The sequence below is a fragment of the Martinezella calliandrae genome, assembly GCF_030272695.1.
GTDB classification, from domain to species: Bacteria; Pseudomonadota; Alphaproteobacteria; order Rhizobiales; family Rhizobiaceae; genus Rhizobium; species Rhizobium calliandrae.
Genome location: NZ_JARFYN010000026.1, coordinates 1 through 20,602, shown reverse-complemented (window position 1 = coordinate 20,602; position 20,602 = coordinate 1). Strand labels below are relative to the sequence as shown.

The 20,602-nt window shown below is 57.9% G+C and carries 24 protein-coding genes, 1 tRNA gene and 1 pseudogene; 15 read left to right on the top strand and 11 right to left on the bottom strand.

The window, feature by feature from the left end:
- Window positions 1-10 precede the first annotated feature (10 nt).
- The 4 genes from PY650_RS19665 to PY650_RS19650 are packed head-to-tail and all read left to right on the top strand — an operon-like array spanning window position 11 to window position 2,863.
- The gene (locus PY650_RS19665; RefSeq protein WP_285881214.1) at window positions 11-478 is read left to right on the top strand and encodes a RidA family protein; all 468 of its coding nucleotides are present in this window, start codon (window positions 11-13) and stop codon (window positions 476-478) included.
- Complete coding sequence (locus PY650_RS19660; RefSeq protein WP_285881213.1) at window positions 478-1,209, top strand: glycerophosphodiester phosphodiesterase; 732 nt, start codon at window positions 478-480, stop codon at window positions 1,207-1,209. Before PY650_RS19665 ends, PY650_RS19660 begins: the two co-directional genes overlap by 1 nt.
- Complete coding sequence (locus PY650_RS19655; RefSeq protein WP_285881212.1) at window positions 1,206-2,393, top strand: GNAT family N-acetyltransferase; 1,188 nt, start codon at window positions 1,206-1,208, stop codon at window positions 2,391-2,393. The genes PY650_RS19660 and PY650_RS19655 overlap by 4 nt, the downstream gene beginning before the upstream one ends.
- A gap of 41 nt (window positions 2,394-2,434) precedes the next feature.
- Window positions 2,435-2,863, top strand: coding sequence for an HIT family protein (locus PY650_RS19650; RefSeq protein ID WP_285881211.1), 429 nt, complete (start codon window positions 2,435-2,437; stop codon window positions 2,861-2,863).
- A gap of 126 nt (window positions 2,864-2,989) precedes the next feature.
- On the opposite strand, the gene clpA is transcribed toward PY650_RS19650, so the two are convergent.
- From clpA to cysE, 5 genes are all read right to left on the bottom strand, one after another.
- A complete protein-coding gene (gene clpA, locus PY650_RS19645) occupies window positions 2,990-5,515 on the bottom strand; it encodes an ATP-dependent Clp protease ATP-binding subunit ClpA (protein ID WP_285881210.1) in 2,526 nt (841 codons plus the stop codon).
- 10 nt (window positions 5,516-5,525) lie between these two features.
- Window positions 5,526-5,879, bottom strand: coding sequence for an ATP-dependent Clp protease adapter ClpS (gene clpS, locus PY650_RS19640; protein WP_028755011.1), 354 nt, complete (start codon window positions 5,877-5,879; stop codon window positions 5,526-5,528).
- 287 nt (window positions 5,880-6,166) lie between these two features.
- Entirely contained in the window at window positions 6,167-6,535 is a 369-nt protein-coding gene (locus tag PY650_RS19635; RefSeq protein ID WP_285881208.1) for a phasin family protein, read from the bottom strand.
- A 418-nt stretch (window positions 6,536-6,953) separates the two neighbouring features.
- Window positions 6,954-7,157 carry a DUF3126 family protein gene (locus PY650_RS19630; RefSeq protein ID WP_104822967.1) on the bottom strand — a complete coding sequence of 68 codons (204 nt, stop codon included), beginning with the start codon at window positions 7,155-7,157 and terminating at the stop codon, window positions 6,954-6,956.
- 126 nt (window positions 7,158-7,283) lie between these two features.
- Window positions 7,284-8,147: a serine O-acetyltransferase gene (cysE, locus tag PY650_RS19625; RefSeq protein WP_285881206.1), complete on the bottom strand. Its 864-nt coding sequence runs from the start codon at window positions 8,145-8,147 to the stop codon at window positions 7,284-7,286.
- A gap of 76 nt (window positions 8,148-8,223) precedes the next feature.
- On the opposite strand from cysE, the gene PY650_RS19620 reads away from it, so the two are divergent.
- Window positions 8,224-9,024, top strand: coding sequence for an enoyl-CoA hydratase-related protein (locus tag PY650_RS19620; protein ID WP_285881204.1), 801 nt, complete (start codon window positions 8,224-8,226; stop codon window positions 9,022-9,024).
- Between the two features lie 5 nt (window positions 9,025-9,029).
- Here PY650_RS19620 and PY650_RS19615 read toward each other — a convergent pair whose 3' ends face one another.
- Window positions 9,030-9,815 carry an alpha/beta fold hydrolase gene (locus PY650_RS19615; RefSeq protein ID WP_285881203.1) on the bottom strand — a complete coding sequence of 262 codons (786 nt, stop codon included), beginning with the start codon at window positions 9,813-9,815 and terminating at the stop codon, window positions 9,030-9,032.
- 200 nt (window positions 9,816-10,015) lie between these two features.
- On the opposite strand from PY650_RS19615, the gene PY650_RS19610 reads away from it, so the two are divergent.
- Entirely contained in the window at window positions 10,016-10,261 is a 246-nt protein-coding gene (locus PY650_RS19610; RefSeq protein WP_285881202.1) for a zinc-finger domain-containing protein, read from the top strand.
- Window positions 10,262-10,290: 29 nt separating this feature from the next.
- A complete protein-coding gene (locus PY650_RS19605) occupies window positions 10,291-11,454 on the top strand; it encodes an FAD-dependent monooxygenase (protein WP_285881201.1) in 1,164 nt (387 codons plus the stop codon).
- Here the strand turns inward: PY650_RS19605 and PY650_RS19600 are convergent, their stop codons facing one another.
- Complete coding sequence (locus PY650_RS19600) at window positions 11,455-12,645, bottom strand: cystathionine beta-lyase (RefSeq protein ID WP_285881200.1); 1,191 nt, start codon at window positions 12,643-12,645, stop codon at window positions 11,455-11,457. It lies immediately after the preceding gene.
- A gap of 375 nt (window positions 12,646-13,020) precedes the next feature.
- Between PY650_RS19600 and PY650_RS19595 the strand changes: the two genes are divergently transcribed.
- The 5 genes from PY650_RS19595 to PY650_RS19575 all read left to right on the top strand — a co-directional run bounded on the left by PY650_RS19595 (window position 13,021) and on the right by PY650_RS19575 (window position 17,671).
- Window positions 13,021-14,046: an amino acid ABC transporter substrate-binding protein gene (locus PY650_RS19595; protein WP_285881199.1), complete on the top strand. Its 1,026-nt coding sequence runs from the start codon at window positions 13,021-13,023 to the stop codon at window positions 14,044-14,046.
- 95 nt (window positions 14,047-14,141) lie between these two features.
- The gene (locus PY650_RS19590) at window positions 14,142-15,332 is read left to right on the top strand and encodes an amino acid ABC transporter permease (RefSeq protein ID WP_285881198.1); all 1,191 of its coding nucleotides are present in this window, start codon (window positions 14,142-14,144) and stop codon (window positions 15,330-15,332) included.
- A gap of 1 nt (window position 15,333) precedes the next feature.
- On the top strand, window positions 15,334-16,488 hold the full coding sequence (locus tag PY650_RS19585; RefSeq protein ID WP_285881197.1) for an amino acid ABC transporter permease: 1,155 nt from the start codon (window positions 15,334-15,336) through the stop codon (window positions 16,486-16,488).
- A 20-nt stretch (window positions 16,489-16,508) separates the two neighbouring features.
- Entirely contained in the window at window positions 16,509-17,282 is a 774-nt protein-coding gene (locus tag PY650_RS19580) for an amino acid ABC transporter ATP-binding protein (RefSeq protein ID WP_285881194.1), read from the top strand.
- A 149-nt stretch (window positions 17,283-17,431) separates the two neighbouring features.
- The gene (locus PY650_RS19575) at window positions 17,432-17,671 is read left to right on the top strand and encodes a hypothetical protein (RefSeq protein ID WP_285881193.1); all 240 of its coding nucleotides are present in this window, start codon (window positions 17,432-17,434) and stop codon (window positions 17,669-17,671) included.
- A 48-nt stretch (window positions 17,672-17,719) separates the two neighbouring features.
- Here the strand turns inward: PY650_RS19575 and PY650_RS19570 are convergent, their stop codons facing one another.
- Entirely contained in the window at window positions 17,720-18,187 is a 468-nt protein-coding gene (locus PY650_RS19570) for an Lrp/AsnC family transcriptional regulator (RefSeq protein WP_285881192.1), read from the bottom strand.
- Here PY650_RS19570 and PY650_RS19565 point away from each other — a divergent pair.
- Window positions 18,181-18,900, top strand: a complete 720-nt coding sequence (locus PY650_RS19565; RefSeq protein ID WP_285881190.1) for a LysE family translocator — start codon at window positions 18,181-18,183, stop codon at window positions 18,898-18,900. The two genes, PY650_RS19570 and PY650_RS19565, sit on opposite strands and share 7 nt — an antisense overlap.
- An 87-nt stretch (window positions 18,901-18,987) precedes the next feature.
- Window positions 18,988-19,149, top strand: a complete 162-nt coding sequence (locus PY650_RS19560; RefSeq protein WP_285881189.1) for a hypothetical protein — start codon at window positions 18,988-18,990, stop codon at window positions 19,147-19,149.
- A gap of 202 nt (window positions 19,150-19,351) precedes the next feature.
- On the opposite strand, the gene PY650_RS19555 is transcribed toward PY650_RS19560, so the two are convergent.
- The 3 genes from PY650_RS19555 to PY650_RS19545 form a co-directional block, all read right to left on the bottom strand.
- Window positions 19,352-19,428: transfer RNA gene (locus PY650_RS19555), tRNA-Arg, on the bottom strand.
- Window positions 19,429-19,521: 93 nt separating this feature from the next.
- Window positions 19,522-19,827 carry an ETC complex I subunit gene (locus PY650_RS19550; protein WP_285881187.1) on the bottom strand — a complete coding sequence of 102 codons (306 nt, stop codon included), beginning with the start codon at window positions 19,825-19,827 and terminating at the stop codon, window positions 19,522-19,524.
- A 198-nt stretch (window positions 19,828-20,025) separates the two neighbouring features.
- Window positions 20,026-20,187, bottom strand: a complete 162-nt coding sequence (locus PY650_RS19545; protein WP_120704055.1) for a DUF3309 family protein — start codon at window positions 20,185-20,187, stop codon at window positions 20,026-20,028.
- A 308-nt stretch (window positions 20,188-20,495) separates the two neighbouring features.
- Here PY650_RS19545 and PY650_RS19540 point away from each other — a divergent pair.
- Window positions 20,496-20,602, top strand: a pseudogene (locus tag PY650_RS19540) (SOS response-associated peptidase); the annotation flags it as partial.

Below are 20,602 nucleotides of genomic sequence, written 5' to 3'. Positions count from 1 at the left end.
GGAGATGAAAATGTCCGACGCTATCGAGGGCCGTCTGAACGAGCTTGGCATCGTCCTGCCACAGGCTGCCGCGCCGGCCGCCAACTATCTACCCTATGTCATCAGCGGCAATCTTCTTTATCTGTCCGGGCAGTTGCCCATGGAAAATGGCAGGCTCGCCATCACCGGCCATCTCGGCAAGGATGTCGATGTCGCCGGCGGCCAACGCGCTGCCGAGCTTTGCGCCATCAATATCCTCGCCCAGGCGAAGGCCGCTTTGGGCGGCGACCTCGGCCGCATCAAGCGCCTCGTAAAGCTGAACGGCTTCGTCGCTTCGGCGCCCGAATTCGTCGAACAACATCTTGTGATCAACGGCGCCTCCAATCTTCTGGCAAATGTACTGGGCGACGCCGGCAAGCATGCGCGCGCCGCTGTCGGCATGGCGGCGCTGCCGCTCAATGCCGCCGTCGAAGTCGATGCCATCATGGAAATTGCATAATGAATAAGATTGCCTGGCTTACCGAACGTCCGGTCGCTCATCGCGGCTATCACGACATGAACAGGCAGGTTTGGGAAAACACGCTGTCGGCCTTTGGGCGCGCGATCGAGGCGGGCTTTTCCATCGAATGCGATCTGCATTATGCCGCCGACGGCGTCCCGGTCGTCTTTCATGACGATGATCTGCAACGCGTCTGCAATCTTCCCGGCGAGCTTCGCGACCGCACTTCGGCCGAGCTCGGCCTGCTTTCAATCGGCGGCACCAAGGACAAGGTCCCAACACTGAAACAGCTTCTCAATCTCTGCGACGGCAAGGTGCCGATCGTGCTCGAACTCAAAGGCCGCGAGGGCGATGATGACGGCTTTGCAGAATCCGTGCTCGAAGTGCTGGAAGGCTATAAGGGCCATGTGGCGCTTATGAGCTTCGATCACTGGCTGCTCAAGGACCTGAAGGCGCTTGATACACCCTACCCGATCGGCCTGACGGCGGATGGAAATGAGCCCGAGACGTTTTTTAAGCATGACGAAGCCATGCAGCTTGGGCTAGACTTCATTTCGTATTTCTATGGCCACCTGCCGAACCCGTTCATCACGGCGCAACGCCAGCGCGGTATACCGGTCATCACTTGGACCGTGCGCGACGAAGCGGCCCGCAAACAAACATTTGCCAACGCTGACCAGATGACCTTCGAAGGTTTTGATCCCAGAGAGAGCCCTTCCCTCATTTCATGACAGACGAATTATCCATTCGCGTAGAACGTTCCTTCAAGAACATCGCACCGGAGAGCTGGTCGAAGCTCGCCGGGGCATCGAGGGCGGGCACGGTGCTGCCTTACAACCCCTTTGTTTCGCATGCCTTCCTATCGTCACTCGAGGAGTCAGGCTCGGCTACCGACAAAACCGGCTGGCTCGGCAATCACCTGCTGCTCGAAACCGACAGCGGCGAATTGATCGGCGCTGTCGCCGGCTATCTCAAGAACCACAGCCAGGGCGAATACGTCTTCGATCATGGCTGGGCCGATGCCTTCGAACGTGCCGGCGGCCGCTATTACCCGAAGCTGCAATGTTCCATTCCCTTCACGCCGGCGACCGGCCCGCGCCTGCTTGTTGCCGAAGGCGCAGATCGCAAGATGATTCAGCCGGCACTGGCCGAAAGCCTGAAGGAAGTGACCCGGCAGCTCGGCGTCTCCTCCGCCCACATCACCTTTCTGCCGGATGACGAGATTGGCGTCTTCGAAGGCGACGGCTATCTGCACCGTACCGATCAGCAGTTCCACTTCATCAACGAGGGCTATGCCGATCATGACGCCTTCCTGGAAACGCTGGCGTCGCGCAAGCGCAAGGCGCTGAAAAAGGAGCGCCGCGCCGCTCTCGAAGGTGGCATCAGCATCGACTGGCTGACCGGCGGCGACCTCACCGAGCGCGTCTGGGATCAGTTCTTTACCTTCTATATGGACACCGGCAGCCGTAAATGGGGCCGGCCTTACCTTACCCGCAAATTTTACTCGCTGATCGGCGAGCGGATGGCCGACGATGTCCTGCTGGTCATGGCGAAGCGCGCAGGCCGCTATATCGCCGGCGCCATCAACTTCATCGGCGGCGAAACGCTCTATGGCAGGCATTGGGGCTGCATCGAGGATCATCCCTTCCTGCACTTCGAAGTCTGCTATCATCAGGCGATCGATTTCGCGCTGGCCAAGGGGCTGAAGCGGGTCGAAGCCGGTGCGCAAGGCGAACACAAACTTGCTCGCGGCTACCTGCCGGTCATTACGCATTCGGCGCACTATATCGGCCATCAGGGCCTGCGCCGCGCCGTTTCCGACTACCTCAAGCACGAACGCCAGCAAGTGGAGGAGATGAGCGAGATCCTGACCGAGCACAGCCCCTTCCGCAAAGGCGAGCGGCAAGATATCTAGCTGTTCTGGAGAACTATAATCGGAAGACGAGGAGACCCTGGATGACCAGCCCCGCCTATGATGCCAACAATATTTTCGCGAAGATCCTGAAAGGCGAAATCCCGTCCTATCGTGTCTATGAGGACGAGCACACCGTCGCTATCATGGATGTCATGCCGCAGGCGCCAGGCCATACGCTGGTGCTGCCGACATCACCTTCGCGCAACATTCTCGATGCCGATCCGAGCGCCCTGCCGCATCTGATCACGACGGTCCAGAAAGTCGCGGTCGCGGTTCAGGAAGCTTTCGATGCGGATGGCGTCTATATCGCCCAGTTCAACGAGCCGGCCGCGGGCCAGACGATATTCCACCTGCATTTCCACGTCATCCCACGCCATGAGGGCATCGCCTTGAAGCCACATGCGGGCAAGATGGAAGATGGCGCAGTGTTGGCTCAGAATGCCAAGAAGATCATCGAGCTTCTGCGCTGATCTCAAGCCGAATAGTCCCTAAATCCCTTTATGAGATATACCTCTTGATATACCTCTTAAGCATATGAAAACGGCTGCACTGTCGCCAATGCAGCCGTTTTATTTTTTGAGGCGATCAGTCGCCGATTACTTACGCGGCACCTTCGGTACGGCGCTGCCCTTGCGTGGCGACTTGCCTTCATGCCCGTCGCCGGCAGAGGACGGCGTCTTCGGCGATCGGCGAGCGTCGGAAGCGGTGCCGGCCTTGCCGACACGGCTTCTGGTCTTGACGGTATCGCCGTCATCCTCGTCCACCTCAACCACGGCGTCCACCACTTCGGCTTCCGGCTTCGGCCGGATCGGCGCGGTATCGGCGATCGAGTCGAGCAGGATACCGGTCGTGCCGTCTTCCTTCTTGCCGACAGTGACCTTGACGACGCCACCCTTCTTCAGCTTGCCGAAGAGGATTTCGTTCGCCAGCGGCTTCTTGATGTTTTCCTGAATGACGCGCGCCAGCGGACGGGCACCCATCTTGTCGTCGTAACCCTTTTCGGACAGCCAAGCGATCGCGTCCTCGTGCAGGTCGAAGGTCACGTTCCGTTCGGAAAGCTGAGCCTCAAGCTGCATGATGAACTTCTGCACGACCTTATGGATGACAGTGGTCGGCAGCGCTGCGAACGGAATGGTCGCATCCAGGCGGTTACGGAATTCCGGTGTGAAGAGCCGGTTGAGAGCCTCTTCATCCTCGCCCGTACGCTTGGATGAGCCGAAGCCGATAGCAGCCTTGGCCATTTCCGATGCGCCCGCATTGGTCGTCATGATCAGGATGACGTTACGGAAGTCGATCTTCTTGCCGTTGTGGTCGGTCAGTGCGCCATGGTCCATGACCTGCAACAGGATATTGAAGATATCCGGATGCGCCTTCTCGATTTCGTCGAGCAGCACGACACTATGCGGATGCTGATCGACACCATCGGTCAGCAGACCGCCCTGATCGAAGCCGACATAGCCGGGAGGTGCGCCGAGCAGACGGGAGACCGTGTGACGCTCCATATATTCGGACATGTCGAACCGCAGCAGCTCGACGCCCAGCGACAAAGCAAGCTGCTTGGCGACTTCCGTCTTGCCGACGCCGGTCGGGCCGGAGAAGACGTAGCAGCCGATCGGCTTGTTCGGTTCGCGCAGGCCCGCACGCGCGAGCTTGATCGAAGTCGAAAGAGCTTCGATGGCCGTGTCCTGGCCGTAAACCACCGAACGCAGTTCCTGCTCGAGATTGGCAAGAACCATCTCGTCGTCCTTGGATACCGTCTTCGGGGGGATGCGGGCCATCGTGGCGATTGTTGCCTCGATCTCCTTTTCGGTGATCAGCTTACGACGCTTGGACGGCGGCAGCAGCATTTGCGCGGCTCCCGTTTCGTCGATCACGTCGATCGCCTTGTCCGGCAGCTTGCGGTCGGAGATATAGCGAGCCGACAATTCGACCGCCGTCTTGATGGCGTCGTTCGAATAGCGCAGGTGATGATACTCTTCGAAATAGGGCTTCAGGCCCTTCATGATTTCGATGGCATCCTCGATGCTCGGCTCATTGACGTCGATCTTTTGGAAGCGGCGGACGAGTGCCCGATCCTTCTCGAAGAACTGACGGTATTCCTTATAGGTGGTCGAGCCGATGCAACGGATGGCGCCCGAGGACAGAGCCGGCTTCAAAAGGTTCGACGCATCCATCGCGCCGCCGGAGGTGGCGCCAGCGCCGATGACGGTATGGATCTCGTCGATGAACAGCACCGCGCCCGGATATTCTTCCAGCTCCTTGACGACCTGCTTCAGGCGCTCTTCGAAATCGCCGCGATAGCGGGTGCCGGCCAGCAGCGTGCCCATGTCGAGCGAAAAGATCGTTGCGTCGGCCAAAGCTTCGGGAACCTTGCCCTCGACGATGCGCTTGGCAAGACCTTCTGCGATCGCCGTCTTGCCGACGCCAGGGTCGCCGACATAGAGCGGATTGTTCTTCGAACGGCGGCACAGGACCTGGATGGTGCGGCTGACTTCGGAATTGCGGCCGATCAGCGGGTCGATCTTGCCGCTCTTGGCCTTCTCGTTGAGGTTGACGCAGTAGGCCTTCAGCGCATCCTGCTGCTTCTTGTTGTTGCCCTCTTCCTGCTCGCCGCGGGAGGTCGGCTTGCTTTCGGCTTCACTATCCTCGGCGCCGCGCGGCGTGCGGGTCTGGGACGAACCCGGGCGCTTGCCGATGCCGTGAGAGATATAGTTGACCGCATCGTAACGGGTCATTTCCTGCTCCTGCAGGAAAAAGGCCGCATGGCTTTCCCGCTCGGCGAAGATCGCTACGAGAACGTTGGCACCTGTCACTTCCTCGCGGCCGGAGGATTGGACATGGATAACGGCACGCTGGATGACGCGCTGGAAGCCGGATGTGGGCTTCGAGTCCTCGTCATAACCAGTGATCAAATTTGAAAGTTCATTATCGACGTATTCAGTCAGCGTCTTACGGAGCGCGTCGAGATCAACATTGCACGCGCCCATGACAGCTGCGGCATCGGCGTCGTCCACCAAAGCCAATAGCAGATGTTCCAGCGTGGCATATTCGTGATGCCGCTCGTTCGCGTAGGTCAGTGCCTGATGCAGCGCCTTCTCAAGACTAGGCGAAAATGTTGGCACGTTCAGATCCTCACTTCTTTTCCATAACACATTGCAGCGGATGCTGGTGCTGCCGGGCAAAATCCATCACCTGGCTCACCTTCGTTTCAGCTACTTCATATGTATATATCCCGCATTCGCCGACGCCGTGATTGTGGACATGAAGCATAATGCGGGTGGCACTTTCTCGATCCTTTTGGAAGAAACGCTCCAGGATATGGATCACAAACTCCATGGGCGTATAGTCGTCGTTCAGAAGCAGCACGCGGTAGAGGTTGGGTTTCTTGGTTTTGGGCTTGGTGCGCGTGATCACCGAGGTCCCGCGATTTCCGTTGTCCCCGTTCCTTTCGCTGTCGTTTTGCATCCGGATCGGCTCAGCGATCATTTCATTCATTCCTCAAATCATCCGGCAGAAGCTATCGCATTCCGACTTGGCAAACTGGATTGGGTACTGGTTCTGTCGGGCCGGATATCCGAACCCCTAACTTAGTTCATATTGGTGCGATTTTAAGCCCCCTGCCAAACACTGCAATCACAATTCGTTGCCAAAGGGGGCTGTCATCAAAAAAGTCGTGGCTGCGATCAAACCGATATCGGCAATCGGAAACGCAAGAGACCGGCCGCGTGTCACGCAGCCGGTCTCTCTGGAATCACTGTCCTGAAGCGAGGCGCTTATGCGGCAGGCGCGACGGAAGCTGCGGCCTTGCCGACGGCCTTCGTGGCAGCGGCAACCGGTGCTTCGTAGGGCTTGTAAGCAGTCTTGGCGAGATCAGCGTACATCTCGCTCAACTTGGTCGCTTCAGCGACGAAGTTTTCATAGGACGACTTTACGTAGTTGCTCTGCAGTTCAAAGGCGGCTTCGAAGCTCTTGACGCCGGCCAGCGTTTCGAAGTGCGTAACGCCGTCCTGGAACGACTTCTTGGAAAATTCAGCGGCCTCAGCGGCAATCGCCTGGAAACCCTTGGTGACATCGGAATAGCTCTTCAGCGCCGTGTCCATGGCTTCCTTGCCCTTCTTGTTCGCTTCATCGAAATTGAACATCTTTCTCCGTCCCTTTGCTTGTCGGCCGATGGCCGGTTTACCCGAAGAAAATCTAAATGCGGCGCACAAATAGTCAAGTAGTCTTGTGCGTCGCAATATCCTCTTAAGATTGCATTTCCGATGACAGGGGAATGACCACGCGGTAGGCCCGAAGGCATCCTTCTGTTTTTGCTAAAATATATCAAACGCCCTACAACTTTAGGGTATACGAGAAATATTCGATTTCGATGAAAAAATCCGCGACCCAGCAGCAGATCGGCCAAATTCGTTCGCAAATAACGAGCATTTGGCTTACTTCAGAGCACTTTCTCAAAGAAAGAGCCGCATTTTTGTGAAATGCGGCTCTACGATACCAGTTCTATTGGAAACCGAGGATCGACCAGGGGTCGTAACGCCGGCCCGACGGCCGAGCCGTCTGTCACAGATCGACGTCCAGAATCGCCATGGAAAAGTTATAGGAACGGTCGCCGTCTTCGTCGTCGATGTAGACAACGCCCAGAAACTCCTCGCCAAGGTAGACTTCCGCGGAATCGTTCTTGCGCGGGCGGGCTTTGACTACCATTTGCGGGTTGAACGTGCGTTTGAAGTAGGTGTCGAGCTTCTTGATTTCGTCAGGCTTCACAATTCATCTCCGTGAGGATTCTCAGCTTGGCCGCTTCTTGCATAGGAAAAGCGGCGGTGTAAAGGCCGGAAGCGCGCCTTCAGCCCTTACCGTCAGCGCAAAACCCTGAAAATCAGGTGATTTTCCTTAGATTCCGGCGCCCATGATCTGGTCGACGACCACCTGTTCAGCAAGGATCTGATCCATGGAACGGGACGGCTCCGAACAGCCGGCTTCACCGACCACCTTGGCCGGCACGCCGGCCACCGTCGTCTTCGGCGGAACTTCCTTCAACACCACCGACCCGGCAGCGATGCGCGAGCAATGGCCGATCTGGATATTGCCGAGAATCTTTGCCCCGGCACCGATCAGCACACCATGGGCGATCTTCGGATGGCGGTCGCTGCCTTCCTTGCCGGTACCCCCGAGAGTGACGCCGTGCAGGATCGAGACGTTGTCGCCGATGACGGCCGTTTCCCCGACCACCAGGCCGGTTGCATGATCGAGGAAGATCCCCTTGCCGATGCGCGCAGCCGGGTTGATATCGGTCTGGAAAACACTGGAGGAACGGCTCTGCAGATAGAGGGCGAAATCACGACGGCCGCGATTGAGGAGCCAATGCGCGAGACGATGGGTCTGCAGCGCATGGAAGCCCTTGAAATAGAGAACCGGCTCCATGAAGCGCAGGCAGGCCGGGTCGCGGTCATAGACAGCCTGGATGTCGACGCGCAGGATCGCACCCCATTGCGGCCAATCCAACAGCATTTCCTCGAAGGTCTGGCGCAGAAGGATGCCCTGCATGTCCGGATGGTCGAGACGCTCGCAAATACGATAGATGACGCATTCTTCCAGCGACCGGTGGTTGATGATCGTGGAATAGAGGAAGGCAGCCAGAAGCGGATCCCTGTCGGCGGCTGCGCGAGCTTCTTCGCGCACGCTGTCCCAGATGGGATCGACGACCTTTACCGAGCCTAAGCCTTCGACCTGGCGAATGTCCGATGCTGCGACCATTGGCGGTCTCCTAATTTCCTGTCGGTAAAACATTATATAGAGTAAAAGTCCGACAACATAAATGGGTCAGGCGCGCATGAGTTTCGAGCGTGATTTTGCTAACGGTTTCCTGCGCGCTACCTGTAGCGACGCCATCGGTACACTCACCATCGACAATCCTGGCCGCAAGAATGCCATCAACGCGGCAATGTGGCGCGCCATACCGCAGGCCATTCGCGTTTTGACCGACGAGGCACATGCACATGTCATCGTCATCGGCGGTGCGGATCAGGATTTTTCGACCGGCGCCGACATCAGCGAATTCGACAGCCTGCGCAACAATGCCGAGACCGCGGTCGTTTACGAGGCGCTGAACAGCACCGCCTTCACCGCGATCCGACATTGCCGGGTGCCGACGATCGCGGCGATCCGCGGCATCTGTTACGGCGGCGGTTTCGGTATTGCCGCTGCCTGCGATCTGCGCGTCGCCGCGCAAGGGGCGCGCTTTTCTATTCCCGCCGTGCGCCTCGGCATAGCCTACCCTGCCGACGCGGTGCAGGACATCGTCAACGCGCTTGGGCCGCAAATGGCCAAGGTCACGCTTTTTACCGGCGCACCGATGTCGGCCGACAAGATGGTCGCGGCCGGCTTCCTGCTGGAAGAGATCGCGCCCGATGCATTCGATGGCGAAGTCTCGGCACTTGCCCATGCAATTGCCGCTAATGCGCCGATTGCGCTGCATGCCTCAAAACTGGCGGTTCGCGCCGTGATCGAACAGGATAGCGACCTGCTGCGCGAGGCGGAGGTGATCGGCGCCGAGACCTTCGACAGCGCCGATTATGTCGAAGGCCGTGCAGCTTTCACCGCGCGGCGCAAACCGCATTTCACCGGGAAGTGACCCAGCTATCGATTGGCAAGGTGCGCGTAGAAATCCAGGACGGCTTGCTTGAATACCTTGTCGCCGACGGCGAGCATGTGGTCGCGGTTCGGTATATCCAGCGCTTCGGCATGCGGCATCAGCGCCGCGAGTTCCTGCGGCGAACCGGCGATGTCATCCTTTGTGCCGACGCCGATCAAGGTCGGTGCCGCGATCTTTGCCACATCTTCCTTGGCGACCAGATCGCGCGAGCCTCTGATGCAAGCAGCGAGCGCTATGCGATCGCTCTTGTTCTGATCGGCGAAGGCGCGGAACATCCGGCCGCGCATATGCGTGACGTCGTCGACCGATGGCGCCAGCAATGCATCGGCAATCGGATCCCAGTCACCCACTCCATCGACCATGCCGATGCCGAGCCCGCCGAATACCAGGGAACGGACGCGATCGGGATGGGCGAGCGCCAGGAAAGCCGAGATGCGCGCGCCCATGGAATATCCCATGACATGGGCTTGTGGAATGCCGAGATGATCGAGCAGAGCGACCGCATCCTCGGCCATGACCCAGGGACGATAGGCTTCGGCGTCATAGGCCTTGTCGCTGAAACCATGGCCCCTGTTATCGATGGCGATGACGCGATAACCCGCCTCGCCCAACGATTTGAGCCACCCCGGATTGACCCAATTGGCAACCGCAGTCGAGGCAAAACCGTGAACGAGCAGCACCGGCGCGCCATTCGGATCGCCCTCGTCGAAATAGGCCAGTTTCAGCCCGTCATGGATGAAATAGGAAAAGGCGGGGCTATTCAAATTCATGGCAAGATCTTCGTGAACATCGTCTCTTTTGCTCAGGACCTTATTTTATCGGCAATATCAGGTGAACCCCGCCTTCGCGAAAATCTGTGCGCCGAGCCGGACTTTCGCACTACACATTCGACAAGAAGGATTATAAAGAGGGCTATCAAGTCTGGCGCAACATTCATGCCATCTAAGGCAAGACGCATTCGGAGATCATCATGGCCGGCCACAATATTCCCCATTTCCAGAACGACGGCGGACATCGCGCGATCGAGATCGGCGTCAAGGAATTCATGTGCACCGGTGCCTCCGTTCCCTACGACCATCCGCATATCTTCATCGACATGGGCGATGAAAGCGAGAAGGTCTGCTCCTACTGCTCGACGCTTTATCGTTACAATCCGTCGCTGAAGGCGGACGAAACCAATCCGGCCGGCTGCGTCTTCCACTTCAAGGCTGCCTGATACCCCGAAACCGGATCGGACATAACTGAATGCCGATCAAGACCGCCGCAATCATTGGCGCCGGCATAGCTGGCCTTACGGCGGCGCTGGCGCTGGCGAGACACGGCGTTCGCGCCATAATTTTCGAACAGGCTGAAGCGCTGACCGAGGTCGGCGCCGGCCTGCAAATTTCACCCAATGCATCCCGCATTCTCGACACGCTCAGCGTGCTCGATGCTCTCAGGCCGCTATGGCTGGAGCCAAAAGAGGTGCGCCTGGTCTCCGGTTCATCTCTGCGGTTGATCGCATCGGTGCCATGCGGCAGCTTCGCCAGAGAGCGTTGGGGTTCCCCCTATGGCGCCCTTCATCGCGCGACGCTGCAAAAGGCGCTTCTCGATGCCGTGATGGCCAACCCACTGTGCACGCTGCACCTCGGCCGGTCTATCGACCCAACGAACCGAGAAGCGCTTGAGGCGACCATCGCTGAGGATGCTGATCTGATCATCGGAGCCGATGGCGTCTGGTCGAAGGTACGCTCGCTGGTACCGGGCGGCCCCTCGCCGCATTTTTCCGGCAATATCGCCTGGCGCTTCACCATTCCCGAGGCTCTGGCGCCGAGAACCCTCGACCGAACAAGCGTCACGGCTTTTCTCGGTCCCTCGGCACATCTCATCAGCTATCCGATCAAGGAAAATGCCGCCTTCAATATCGTGGCGATCATTTCCGGAAGCAATACGGGCAACGATTGGAGCGGCGCCGCCACCAAGGTCCAACGCGAGCATCTTCTGCGACACTTCTCCGGCTGGAACGGCGCTATCACGGGACTGCTGGAACAGCAGGAGAAAGCCACTTTCTGGCCGCTCTATCAGGTAAGCGCCGGCCATTGGCACAATGGCAAGGACGTCATATTAATCGGCGATGCGGCCCATGCGATGATGCCCTTTGCGGCACAAGGCGCTGCCATGGCGATCGAGGATGCCTTCGAACTCGCCGGTAAGGTCGCGTCACTCCCCCTGGCCGAGGCACTCGACCTCTTCGAAAAGCACCGGGCACCGCGCATTGCGCGCTTGCGCCAGCGCGCCGCTTTCAACCAATTTGCCTATCATGCCCGCGGACCAGTGCGGCTAGCGCGCGATCTAGTCCTCGCCCTGCGTCCGCCGCAAAGTCTCGCGGCGGACCTGGATTGGGTTTACGGCTACCACGCCACTGGCTGATCAGGCTTCTTTTGCCGCAGCGAGGCCCTTTTCGATATCGGCCTTGATATCGGCGACATCCTCAAGTCCGATCTGCAAGCGCAGGACCGGCCCTTCCGTCGGAGCCTTAGTGATGCGCCGGTCGCCAAGATAGACATGCACCGCGAGGCTCTCGAAACCGCCCCAGGAATAGCCGAGGCCGAAAATCCGGAGCGCATCGAGGAAGGCGTGCGCCTTGGCCTTGTATTTGTCCGGGCTGCCGGCAGCCAGCACAAAGGAGAAGATGCCGCTCGAGCCTTTGAAGTCGCGCTTCCAAAGCTCGTGGCTCGGAAAGCTCGGCAGCGCCGGGTGCAAAACGCGTGCGACGTCCTTGCGCCCCTCAAGCCATTGCGCGATGGCAAGCGCGCTTTCCTGGTGTCGCTCCAGACGCACTCCCATAGTGCGCAAGCCCCGCAGCACCTGATAGGCATCATCAGGCGCGCCGCAGATGCCGAGCTGAATATTGGCTTCCCTCAACTGGTCCCAATGGGCCGCATTGGCGGATACCGTTCCCATCAATATATCGGAGTGACCGGCCGGATATTTTGTCGCGGCATGAATGGAGATGTCGACGCCATGATCCAACGGCCTGAAATAAATCGGCGTCGCCCAGGTGTTGTCCATGGTGACCACGCAGCCATGCCGGTGAGCGGCCGTCGAAATCGCGGAGATATCCTGCATTTCAAAGGTGTTGGAGCCCGGCGCTTCCGTATGCACCAGCTTGGTGGTCGGCTTGATAAGTTGTTCGATGCCAGCGCCGACAAGCGGGTCGTAATACTCGATCTCGACGCCGAGACGCTGCAGCATGGTATCGCAGAAAATGCGCGTCGGCCCGTAGACCGAATCGACGATCAGGGCATGATCGCCAGCAGACAGAAAGGCCAGGAACGGCACGGTGAGTGCCGCAAGCCCCGATGGCACAATGATGGTTCCCGCCGATCCTTCCAGCGCATCGATGGCTTCGCAGAGCGCATCGGTCGTCGGCGTGCCACGCGTGCCGTAGGTATATTTCTGGTCGCGCGTCTCCATCGTGCGCGCATTCGGGAAAAGCACCGTCGAGGCATGCACGACCGGCGGATTGACGAAACCGTGGAAATCTGAGGGCGAGTTGCCAATGTGGGACAAACGCGTGTTGATGCCGGCGTTTTGCAGCAATGTGTCTTTGTCTTTCATGTGTGGGTATGCCTTTGGCGCTGTGGAGACTTCGATTAGTGGCTGCCAAGCGCGGCGGGGTCAACCCCCGAACGATCCAGAAAATTCTAATATTTATGCATAAGCTAAAATACGGGAATGACGGAACAATCCGTCATTTTCGCGCAGTTTTTTGGCAAAATGCTGCCCAAATAGATGCCACGCGCCCATAATCAGCTCAGGCCGAGCGAAAACGCCGAATTATTCTTCAATAAGTTGGGCTGTGTCTTGACCGCAAATGCATTTACGACTGTGATAGGATCACTCGCACCGGGGAGTGAGGGACACGGTTCTCCGAGAGCCTGCTTCGGGAGCGATAAGCTTTAACTATAAAACAATAGACAAAGGTTGGGAAAGATGAAAAAGATTGCTCTGTCCGTATTCCTCGGAGCGGCAGCTTTGGCATACACCGCTTCTGGCGCGTCGGCTTCGACGTTGAGCGATGTGAAGGCCAAGGGCTTTGTTCAATGCGGGGTGAATACGGGGCTTCTTGGCTTCGCACAGCCCGATGCATCTGGGAACTGGGCTGGTTTCGACGTCGACTTCTGCAAGGCAGTCGCGGCGGCCGTCTTTGGTGACGTAACCAAAGTGAAGTACACCCCCCTCAGCGCGAAAGACCGCTTCACAGCGCTACAGTCCGGCGAAATCGATGTGCTTTCTCGCAATACGACCTGGACGATCAACCGCGATACCGCGCTCGGTCTCAAGTTCCGCCCCGTCACCTATTTTGATGGCCAGGGCTTCATGGTTCGCAAGGAGCTGAACGTGAAGTCGGCTCTGGAGCTTTCCGGCGCCGCAGTTTGTGTTCAGTCTGGCACGACGACGGAGTTGAACCTCGCCGACTTCTTCAAGACCAACAACCTGCAGTACAATCCGGTCGTCTTCGACAAGCTCGAGGAAGTCAACACCGCCTATGACTCCGGTCGTTGCGACGTCTATACCACCGACCAGTCCGGTCTTTATTCACTGCGCCTGACGCTGAAGAACCCGGACGACAACGTCGTTCTGCCCGAGATCATCTCCAAGGAGCCGCTTGGCCCGGCCGTTCGCCAGGGTGACGACCAATGGTTCAACATCGTCAGCTGGACGGCTTATGCGCTCGTCAATGCCGAAGAATTCGGCATCACGCAGAAGAACGTCGATGAGATGAAGAACTCCCCGAATCCGGATATCAAGCGCTTCCTTGGCACGGAACAGGGCTCCACGATCGGCACCGACCTCGGCCTGACCAATGAGTGGGCCTACAACATCATCAAGGGTGTCGGTAATTACGGCGAAGTCTTCGACCGCAATGTTGGCGCAGGCAGCCCGCTGAAGATCGCTCGCGGCCTCAACGCCCTGTGGAACAAGGGCGGCATACAGTACGCGCCTCCGGTTCGCTGAGCCGCAAACGGCCAATTTGGAGGGAGGCGGCCGCAAGCCGCCTTTCTCACCTCAAGAAAACAAGCCTGAAACAGGCACATTGGGGAAATTTCTGCATGGCAATTACTACGAATTCGCCTCATGGCGATAGCGCATCCGCATCTGCGCTGAACAATCCCAAAGTCCGGGGAGTGTTCTATCAGGTTCTGACCGTCCTCGTTCTCGCATTTATCTGCTGGTTCGTCGTCACAAATACAGTTGATAATCTGCGCGCGTTGAACCGCTCCTTCGGCTTTGGCTTCCTCGCAGGCCGCGCCGGCTTCAATCTCGGACAGGCGCTCATCCCCTTTACCAGCGATTCTACCAATATCGACGCGCTTCTCGTCGGCCTGCTCAATACGATGCTTATTTCAGCGGTCGGTGTCGTTGCCGCAACGATTGTCGGCTTCATCGTCGGCATCGGCAGGCTTTCGCACAACTGGCTTATTGCGAAGCTGTCCCAGACCTATGTCGAAATCTTCCGTAACATCCCGCCGCTGCTCGTCATCTTCTTCTGGTACAGCGGCGTTCTAGTGCTGCTGCCGCAGGCGCGGGATGCCGTTCATCTGCCGTTATCCAGCTATCTCAGCAATCGTGGCCTCGCCTTCCCCAGCCCGATCTTCGGCGCCGGCATGTGGGCCGTCGGAGTTGCTTTCCTCGTCGCCATCGCGGCAGTATTTTTCGTCGCTCGATGGGCGCATAGACGTCAAGCAGCGACGGGACAGCAATTCCATACGATCTGGGTGTCGATCGGCATCTTGATCGGCCTGCCGTTGCTGACCTTCTTCGCGACGGGTATGCCACTCTCGTTCGACTATCCCGTTGCCGGCAAGTTCAACCTGACCGGCGGGATGGTTGTGGGACCGGAGTTCATCGCTCTTCTGCTGGCTCTTTCCCTCTATACGGCAACCTATATTGCCGAGATCGTGCGCGCCGGTATTCGCGGCGTGGCAAAGGGTCAGTCAGAAGCGGCCGGTGCGCTTGGTCTTCGAGCCTCAGCCATCACCAGGCTCGTCGTCATTCCGCAGGCAATGCGCATCATCATTCCGCCGCTGACAAGTCAATATCTCAATCTGATCAAGAATTCCTCGCTCGCCATCGCCATCGGCTACGCCGACCTCGTCGCTGTCGGCGGCGTGATCCTCAATCAGTCCGGCCGAGCGGTCGAAGTCGTTATCATATGGATGGTCATCTATCTCGCCCTGAGCGTTGCAACGTCGCTGTTCATGAACTGGTTCAACGCCAAGATGGCTCTGGTGGAGAGATAATATGGCCAACGTTGATCAACACTTCGTCAGCAAGGGGCTTTTGTCGCCGCAGCCCGCACCCGCCAGTGAACGAGGCGCGTGGCATTGGAGCAAGAAGAACCTGTTTGCCACACCAAAGGACGTCGTTCTGACCGTGCTTGCCATCGCCTTCCTTGCCTGGGCGATCCCGCACCTGGTTAACTGGCTGTTCATACAGGCAGTCTGGAACGGAACCGATCGCACATTCTGCGCCACGACCGTTCAGGGAGGAACGCAGCCGGATGGCTGGAATGCCGCCTGCTGGGCCTTCGTCCGCTCGAAATTCGTCATCTTCATGTTCGGTCTCTATCCGCCGGAGGAGCGCTGGCGGCCGATACTCGTCGCCATCCTGATGATCATTGCGTTCGTGCCACTGCTGATACCTTCGGTTCCCAGGAAGGGGTTGAACGCAATCCTGGCATTCTTCGTACTGCCGGTTATCTCGTACTTCCTGCTCCATGGCGGCTTCGGCCTCGAGATCGTGGAAACGGAAAGATGGGGCGGCTTGCTGGTGACCCTGGTCCTTTCCTTCGTCGGGATCGCGGTCTCTTTTCCGTTCGGCATCCTGCTTGCGCTCGGACGCCGCTCGAAAATGCCCGTCGTTCGCATGCTGTGCGTGATCTTCATCGAGGTCATCCGCGGCGTGCCTTTGATCACCGTATTGTTCATGGCAAGCTACATGCTGCCCTTGTTCATGCCGCAGGGCTGGACGGTGGATAAGCTGCTACGCGCCGTCGTCGGCGTCGCCATCTTCACCTCGGCCTACATGGCCGAAGTCATCCGCGGCGGCCTTCAGGCCGTACCGAAGGGCCAGTTCGAAGGGGCTGATTCGCTCGGCCTCGGCTATTGGCAGAAAATGCGGCTGATTGTGCTGCCGCAGGCCATCAAGCTGGTCATTCCCGGCATCGTCAACACCTATATCGGCATGTTCAAGGACACGTCGCTGGTGGCAATCATCGGCATGTTCGATCTGCTCGGCATCGTTCGCCAGAACTTCTCCGACGCAAACTGGGCAAGCGCCGTGACACCGATTACCGGCCTGGTCTTCGCCGGCTTCATTTTTTGGCTGTTCTGCTTCGGCATGTCGCGCTATTCAGGTTTCGTGGAGCGCCATCTCGACACAGGCCACAAACGATAAGAATTGAGGGAACTAACAATATGGCTGAAGTCCAACCCAAAAAGCTGACCATTTCCGACACGGAAGTCGCCGTCGAAATGATCAACATGAACAAGTGGTACGGCGATTTCCACGTGCTGCGCGATATCAACCTCAAGGTGATGCGCGGTGAGCGCATCGTCATTGCCGGCCCATCCGGCTCAGGCAAGTCGACGATGATCCGCTGCATCAACCGCCTGGAGGAGCACCAGAAGGGCAAGATCGTCGTCGATGGCGTCGAACTTACCAACGACCTGAAGAAGATCGACGAAGTGCGCCGCGAAGTCGGCATGGTGTTCCAGCACTTCAATCTCTTTCCGCATCTGACGATCCTGGAAAACTGCACGCTGGCGCCGATCTGGGTGCGCAAGATGCCGAAGAAACAGGCGGAAGAAATCGCCATGCACTTCCTCACCCGCGTCAAGATCCCGGAGCAGGCGAAGAAATATCCAGGGCAGCTTTCAGGCGGCCAGCAACAGCGTGTGGCGATCGCCCGTTCGCTCTGCATGAACCCGAAGATCATGCTGTTCGACGAGCCGACCTCCGCGCTCGACCCGGAAATGATCAAGGAAGTGCTCGACACCATGGTGGGCCTTGCCGAAGAAGGCATGACCATGCTCTGCGTCACCCACGAAATGGGTTTCGCCCGTCAGGTCGCCAACCGGGTGATTTTCATGGACCAGGGCCAGATCGTCGAACAGAATTCGCCGAAGGAATTCTTCGATAACCCGCAGCACGAACGCACCAAGCTGTTCCTGAGCCAGATCCTGCATTAATCCGGCCAACTCGGCAATCAAGACCCGCCGGCTGTGTGACGCAGCCGGCGTTTCTATGTGCATGTGATAATTGCGACCGGCCTCGCCGTTAACCGTCTTGACAGGCTGGGCAAACCAGAACATTGTGTGAACAAATCAGGGCAAACACAATGGCATCCGGCGAAAAATTCATTATCCTTCCCTACAAGAAGAACCGCGGAAATCTGGTTCCAGGAGAGATGCGGCAGGCCTCAAGCGCTGCCAGCGCGGAGAAGATCGCCTCCTCCATGTCCGCGCGTTTCGCCGGCGTTGCCGCCTATTCGGTCATGGTCGACGAAGAGACCGGCGACATGACCTCCCCCCGCCTCCTCGCACGGCACGGCGAAATCGCGGAGCTGAACGCCGCCTGACGCATCACACCAGCGCGCAAAGGCTCTCGCGTCCACGAGTAGCGATCTTCAGCGCAGAGGCAATGCGTAGGTCTGTTTGACGATCTGGCTCGGTACGTCAGTCTTGACGTTCTGAATGCCATTGATCCTCGTTAGATGTGTCGACTGAAATTGCCGGTAGTCGTCGAGATCTGCAACGACGACGCGCAATAAAGCATCGCTTTCTCCGAGCATGATGTAGCACTCCATCACCTGCGGCAGTTTCTTCATCGCTTCCATGAAATGATCGATGGTATCAGCGTCCTGGGCCGTCAGCCAGACGCGCGCGAACATGGAGAGCGGCAATCCCGCCTTGACCGGGTTGAGCACCGCCACATAACGGTCGATGATACCGGCCTCCTCGAGGAGCTTGACCCGCCGCAGACAGGGCGATGGAGAAAGGCCCACTTCCTTTGCCAACTCGATATTCTGGAGCCGCCCGTCGCGCTGCAGGGCGCGCAAAATGCGCTTATCGATCTCATCCAGCCGCATTGGCATTCCCTACCAATAATTCGATCAATCACAACTTGAATGCCAATTATTCTGGCAAAATTGGCTTCTTCGCAACCAGCTTGCCTGCGTTTGCGTCTACGATGCCAATCATGGAAAACACAACATTGCTTCTCTTTGCAGCCACTGTCCTGCCTCTCATCTGCACCCCGGGGCCGGACATGCTGTTTGTGGCATCGCAATCACTTTCCGCCGGCGCATCCGCCGGACTGCGTTCAACGGCAGGAGTGTGCATCGGCTACATGGCCCACTCGGCCCTTGTGGCGTTGGGTCTTGCAGCCATCATCGCCGCCTCGCCCACACTCTTTGCCGCCCTTCGTTGGCTGGGCGTCGCCTATCTGGTCTATCTTGCGTTCCAGCTCGTCAAATCATCGATGAAAGCAGACGGAGTGACGCTGTCAACGGGAGCTCCTGCAAACCAGCTTCAAAGAGGCTTCCTGACAGCCCTGCTCAATCCCAAAGGTATGATGATTTACTTCGCCATCCTTCCGCAATTCATGCAGCGTGAGGAGAACATCGCGCTGCAAGCGTGCGTCCTATCGGCGATCTTCATCGGATTATGCGGCATCGTCTACACCATCCTTAGTTTCGTAGTCGCAGCCGTCGGAACACATGCCAGCCTCAGTGATCGCCGCCGAAGATGGATCGAAAGAATAGCTGGCGGCGTTATGCTTGTAGCTGCAGGCTGGCTGGCAGCTTGAATATGCCCATAGCGCTCCGCAGCAGACTCGATATACTATCGCCGACTGCATAAAACGCAGATTTTACAAGGCGTTGGGGAACGGGCCGTGGAAAAACACGACAAGATAGTCATTACGCTTGCGCTTCTCGGCGTAGCAGTCATCGTCATAAAATTGATCGGCTCGATCACCGGATATGATCTGATCGACATGGCGGTAAACGCCACCAGACCTGCGGATGCCGGCGGATGGCCAGCGGGGACGCATTGAGCCTCGCGCGACAGCAGCTATGCCATGCTGGCCGTGCTGAGCCGCGGTGATCCGAAAGGTGAAATCGCCGACCCTTTTGATAACTCGCCAGAAATTCTAGTCAGAAGACCGATGGGCGGCGTCGCCTCCACCACCCGCTTTCTAAACAGCGAAGGGAGAACAGAGGAAATAATCCTTAAAAATAAAATAGTTGTGAAAGAGATGGCGACCCCTGCAGGATTCGAACCTGCGACCACCTGCTTAGAAGGCAGGTGCTCTATCCAGCTGAGCTAAGGGGCCCGAAATCCAAGCCGCCGCGAACTCGTCGCGGCTGACAACACATGCCTGAAACTTCCATCAAACTCAATGGGCGCCGAAATCAATCCGCAGGACTCAATGGGTCCAGGGCTGGATGCGATTGAAACGGAAGTTGTCGGTGTAGGAAACCACCTGGCGGTTGGCGTCCTTTGGGGGAAGAACACGATATTCGATGCCATTGCGTTGGGCATAGGCCTCGGCCTGCTCCTGCGTCTCGAAGGTCAGCTTGAGCTGCTGACGCGTGTCGGCCGAAGAGGTGTAACCCATGATCGGATCGATCTTGCGCGGGATCTCCTGGTCGAATTCCAGAACCCACAAATGGGTCTTGGCCTTGCCGGACTGCATGGCAGTTTTCGCGGGACGGTAAATCTTGGCAGGCATCGCTGCAGCGCCTCCGGGTAAGCGGGACAGTCCCGCCTTTTGCTTCTCTTCGCCCGACCCCGTGAAGGTCGAGCAACATGGAATTTTGCTTAGCCGCGAATCCCCTTGGTTTCAAGCAAAAAGGCGGCGCACCATTGCCTTAGCCATTCGATGTCACCTCTTCGATCCGCGCTCACGACTAGGTGTCGGCAATAGGTTCTATATCCGCCTCATACGCACCAGCATGAGGACGATAGCCAGCAGGACCAGCGCGACGCTCGAGGGGCCATAGCCGAATCCGAGCGGCGCCATATAGGGCCAGTACGGCAACGCGCCGAACATGACCACAATCAGGATAACCAACAGAATCGTGCGCAGCATTTTGTCCTCCTCTGTTCAACTGATAAGCGCCAGCTCGTTCCCGTCGCTTCGGATGTCGGCGACGACGGGCAAAGTTTCAGCTCCGCGCCGGCATTCGTTTTGCCTTTACGTGCGTTTACTTCACTACAGCCTCGATTGACTTACAATCATAATCAGCACTTCGTTTCCCTCTATAGTTTAGAAGCGATCAGGGCGTTCGCCTGACTGAGTAGATCGCGAAGCCTTGACGACGGAATTCGAGGTGACAGTAAATGGAACAATGGCGCTGACCACCCGGCGCACCAACTTCCATCAGGGGAGGATAGATTGTGTGTGGGCGCATCTACATTCGAACATCCCTCAGAGAGCTGCTTGCCAACTTCGCCTTTGCCGGCCCCGGCGATGTCGAACCGCTGTCCAACAGCTTTCCCCGCTA

What these genes read in the sequence shown, in the direction of transcription:
- PY650_RS19665 (WP_285881214.1), top strand. Translation starts at nt 11, where the DNA reads ATGTCCGACGCTATCGAGGGCCGTCTGAACGAGCTTGGCATCGTCCTG.
- PY650_RS19660 (WP_285881213.1), top strand. Translation starts at nt 478, where the DNA reads ATGAATAAGATTGCCTGGCTTACCGAACGTCCGGTCGCTCATCGCGGC.
- PY650_RS19655 (WP_285881212.1), top strand. Translation starts at nt 1,206, where the DNA reads ATGACAGACGAATTATCCATTCGCGTAGAACGTTCCTTCAAGAACATC.
- PY650_RS19650 (WP_285881211.1), top strand. Translation starts at nt 2,435, where the DNA reads ATGACCAGCCCCGCCTATGATGCCAACAATATTTTCGCGAAGATCCTG.
- clpS (WP_028755011.1), bottom strand. Translation starts at nt 5,879, where the DNA reads ATGATCGCTGAGCCGATCCGGATGCAAAACGACAGCGAAAGGAACGGG.
- PY650_RS19635 (WP_285881208.1), bottom strand. Translation starts at nt 6,535, where the DNA reads ATGTTCAATTTCGATGAAGCGAACAAGAAGGGCAAGGAAGCCATGGAC.
- cysE (WP_285881206.1), bottom strand. Translation starts at nt 8,147, where the DNA reads ATGGTCGCAGCATCGGACATTCGCCAGGTCGAAGGCTTAGGCTCGGTA.
- PY650_RS19620 (WP_285881204.1), top strand. Translation starts at nt 8,224, where the DNA reads ATGAGTTTCGAGCGTGATTTTGCTAACGGTTTCCTGCGCGCTACCTGT.
- PY650_RS19615 (WP_285881203.1), bottom strand. Translation starts at nt 9,815, where the DNA reads ATGAATTTGAATAGCCCCGCCTTTTCCTATTTCATCCATGACGGGCTG.
- PY650_RS19610 (WP_285881202.1), top strand. Translation starts at nt 10,016, where the DNA reads ATGGCCGGCCACAATATTCCCCATTTCCAGAACGACGGCGGACATCGC.
- PY650_RS19605 (WP_285881201.1), top strand. Translation starts at nt 10,291, where the DNA reads ATGCCGATCAAGACCGCCGCAATCATTGGCGCCGGCATAGCTGGCCTT.
- PY650_RS19600 (WP_285881200.1), bottom strand. Translation starts at nt 12,645, where the DNA reads ATGAAAGACAAAGACACATTGCTGCAAAACGCCGGCATCAACACGCGT.
- PY650_RS19595 (WP_285881199.1), top strand. Translation starts at nt 13,021, where the DNA reads ATGAAAAAGATTGCTCTGTCCGTATTCCTCGGAGCGGCAGCTTTGGCA.
- PY650_RS19590 (WP_285881198.1), top strand. Translation starts at nt 14,142, where the DNA reads ATGGCAATTACTACGAATTCGCCTCATGGCGATAGCGCATCCGCATCT.
- PY650_RS19585 (WP_285881197.1), top strand. Translation starts at nt 15,334, where the DNA reads ATGGCCAACGTTGATCAACACTTCGTCAGCAAGGGGCTTTTGTCGCCG.
- PY650_RS19580 (WP_285881194.1), top strand. Translation starts at nt 16,509, where the DNA reads ATGGCTGAAGTCCAACCCAAAAAGCTGACCATTTCCGACACGGAAGTC.
- PY650_RS19575 (WP_285881193.1), top strand. Translation starts at nt 17,432, where the DNA reads ATGGCATCCGGCGAAAAATTCATTATCCTTCCCTACAAGAAGAACCGC.
- PY650_RS19570 (WP_285881192.1), bottom strand. Translation starts at nt 18,187, where the DNA reads ATGCCAATGCGGCTGGATGAGATCGATAAGCGCATTTTGCGCGCCCTG.
- PY650_RS19550 (WP_285881187.1), bottom strand. Translation starts at nt 19,827, where the DNA reads ATGCCTGCCAAGATTTACCGTCCCGCGAAAACTGCCATGCAGTCCGGC.
- PY650_RS19545 (WP_120704055.1), bottom strand. Translation starts at nt 20,187, where the DNA reads ATGCTGCGCACGATTCTGTTGGTTATCCTGATTGTGGTCATGTTCGGC.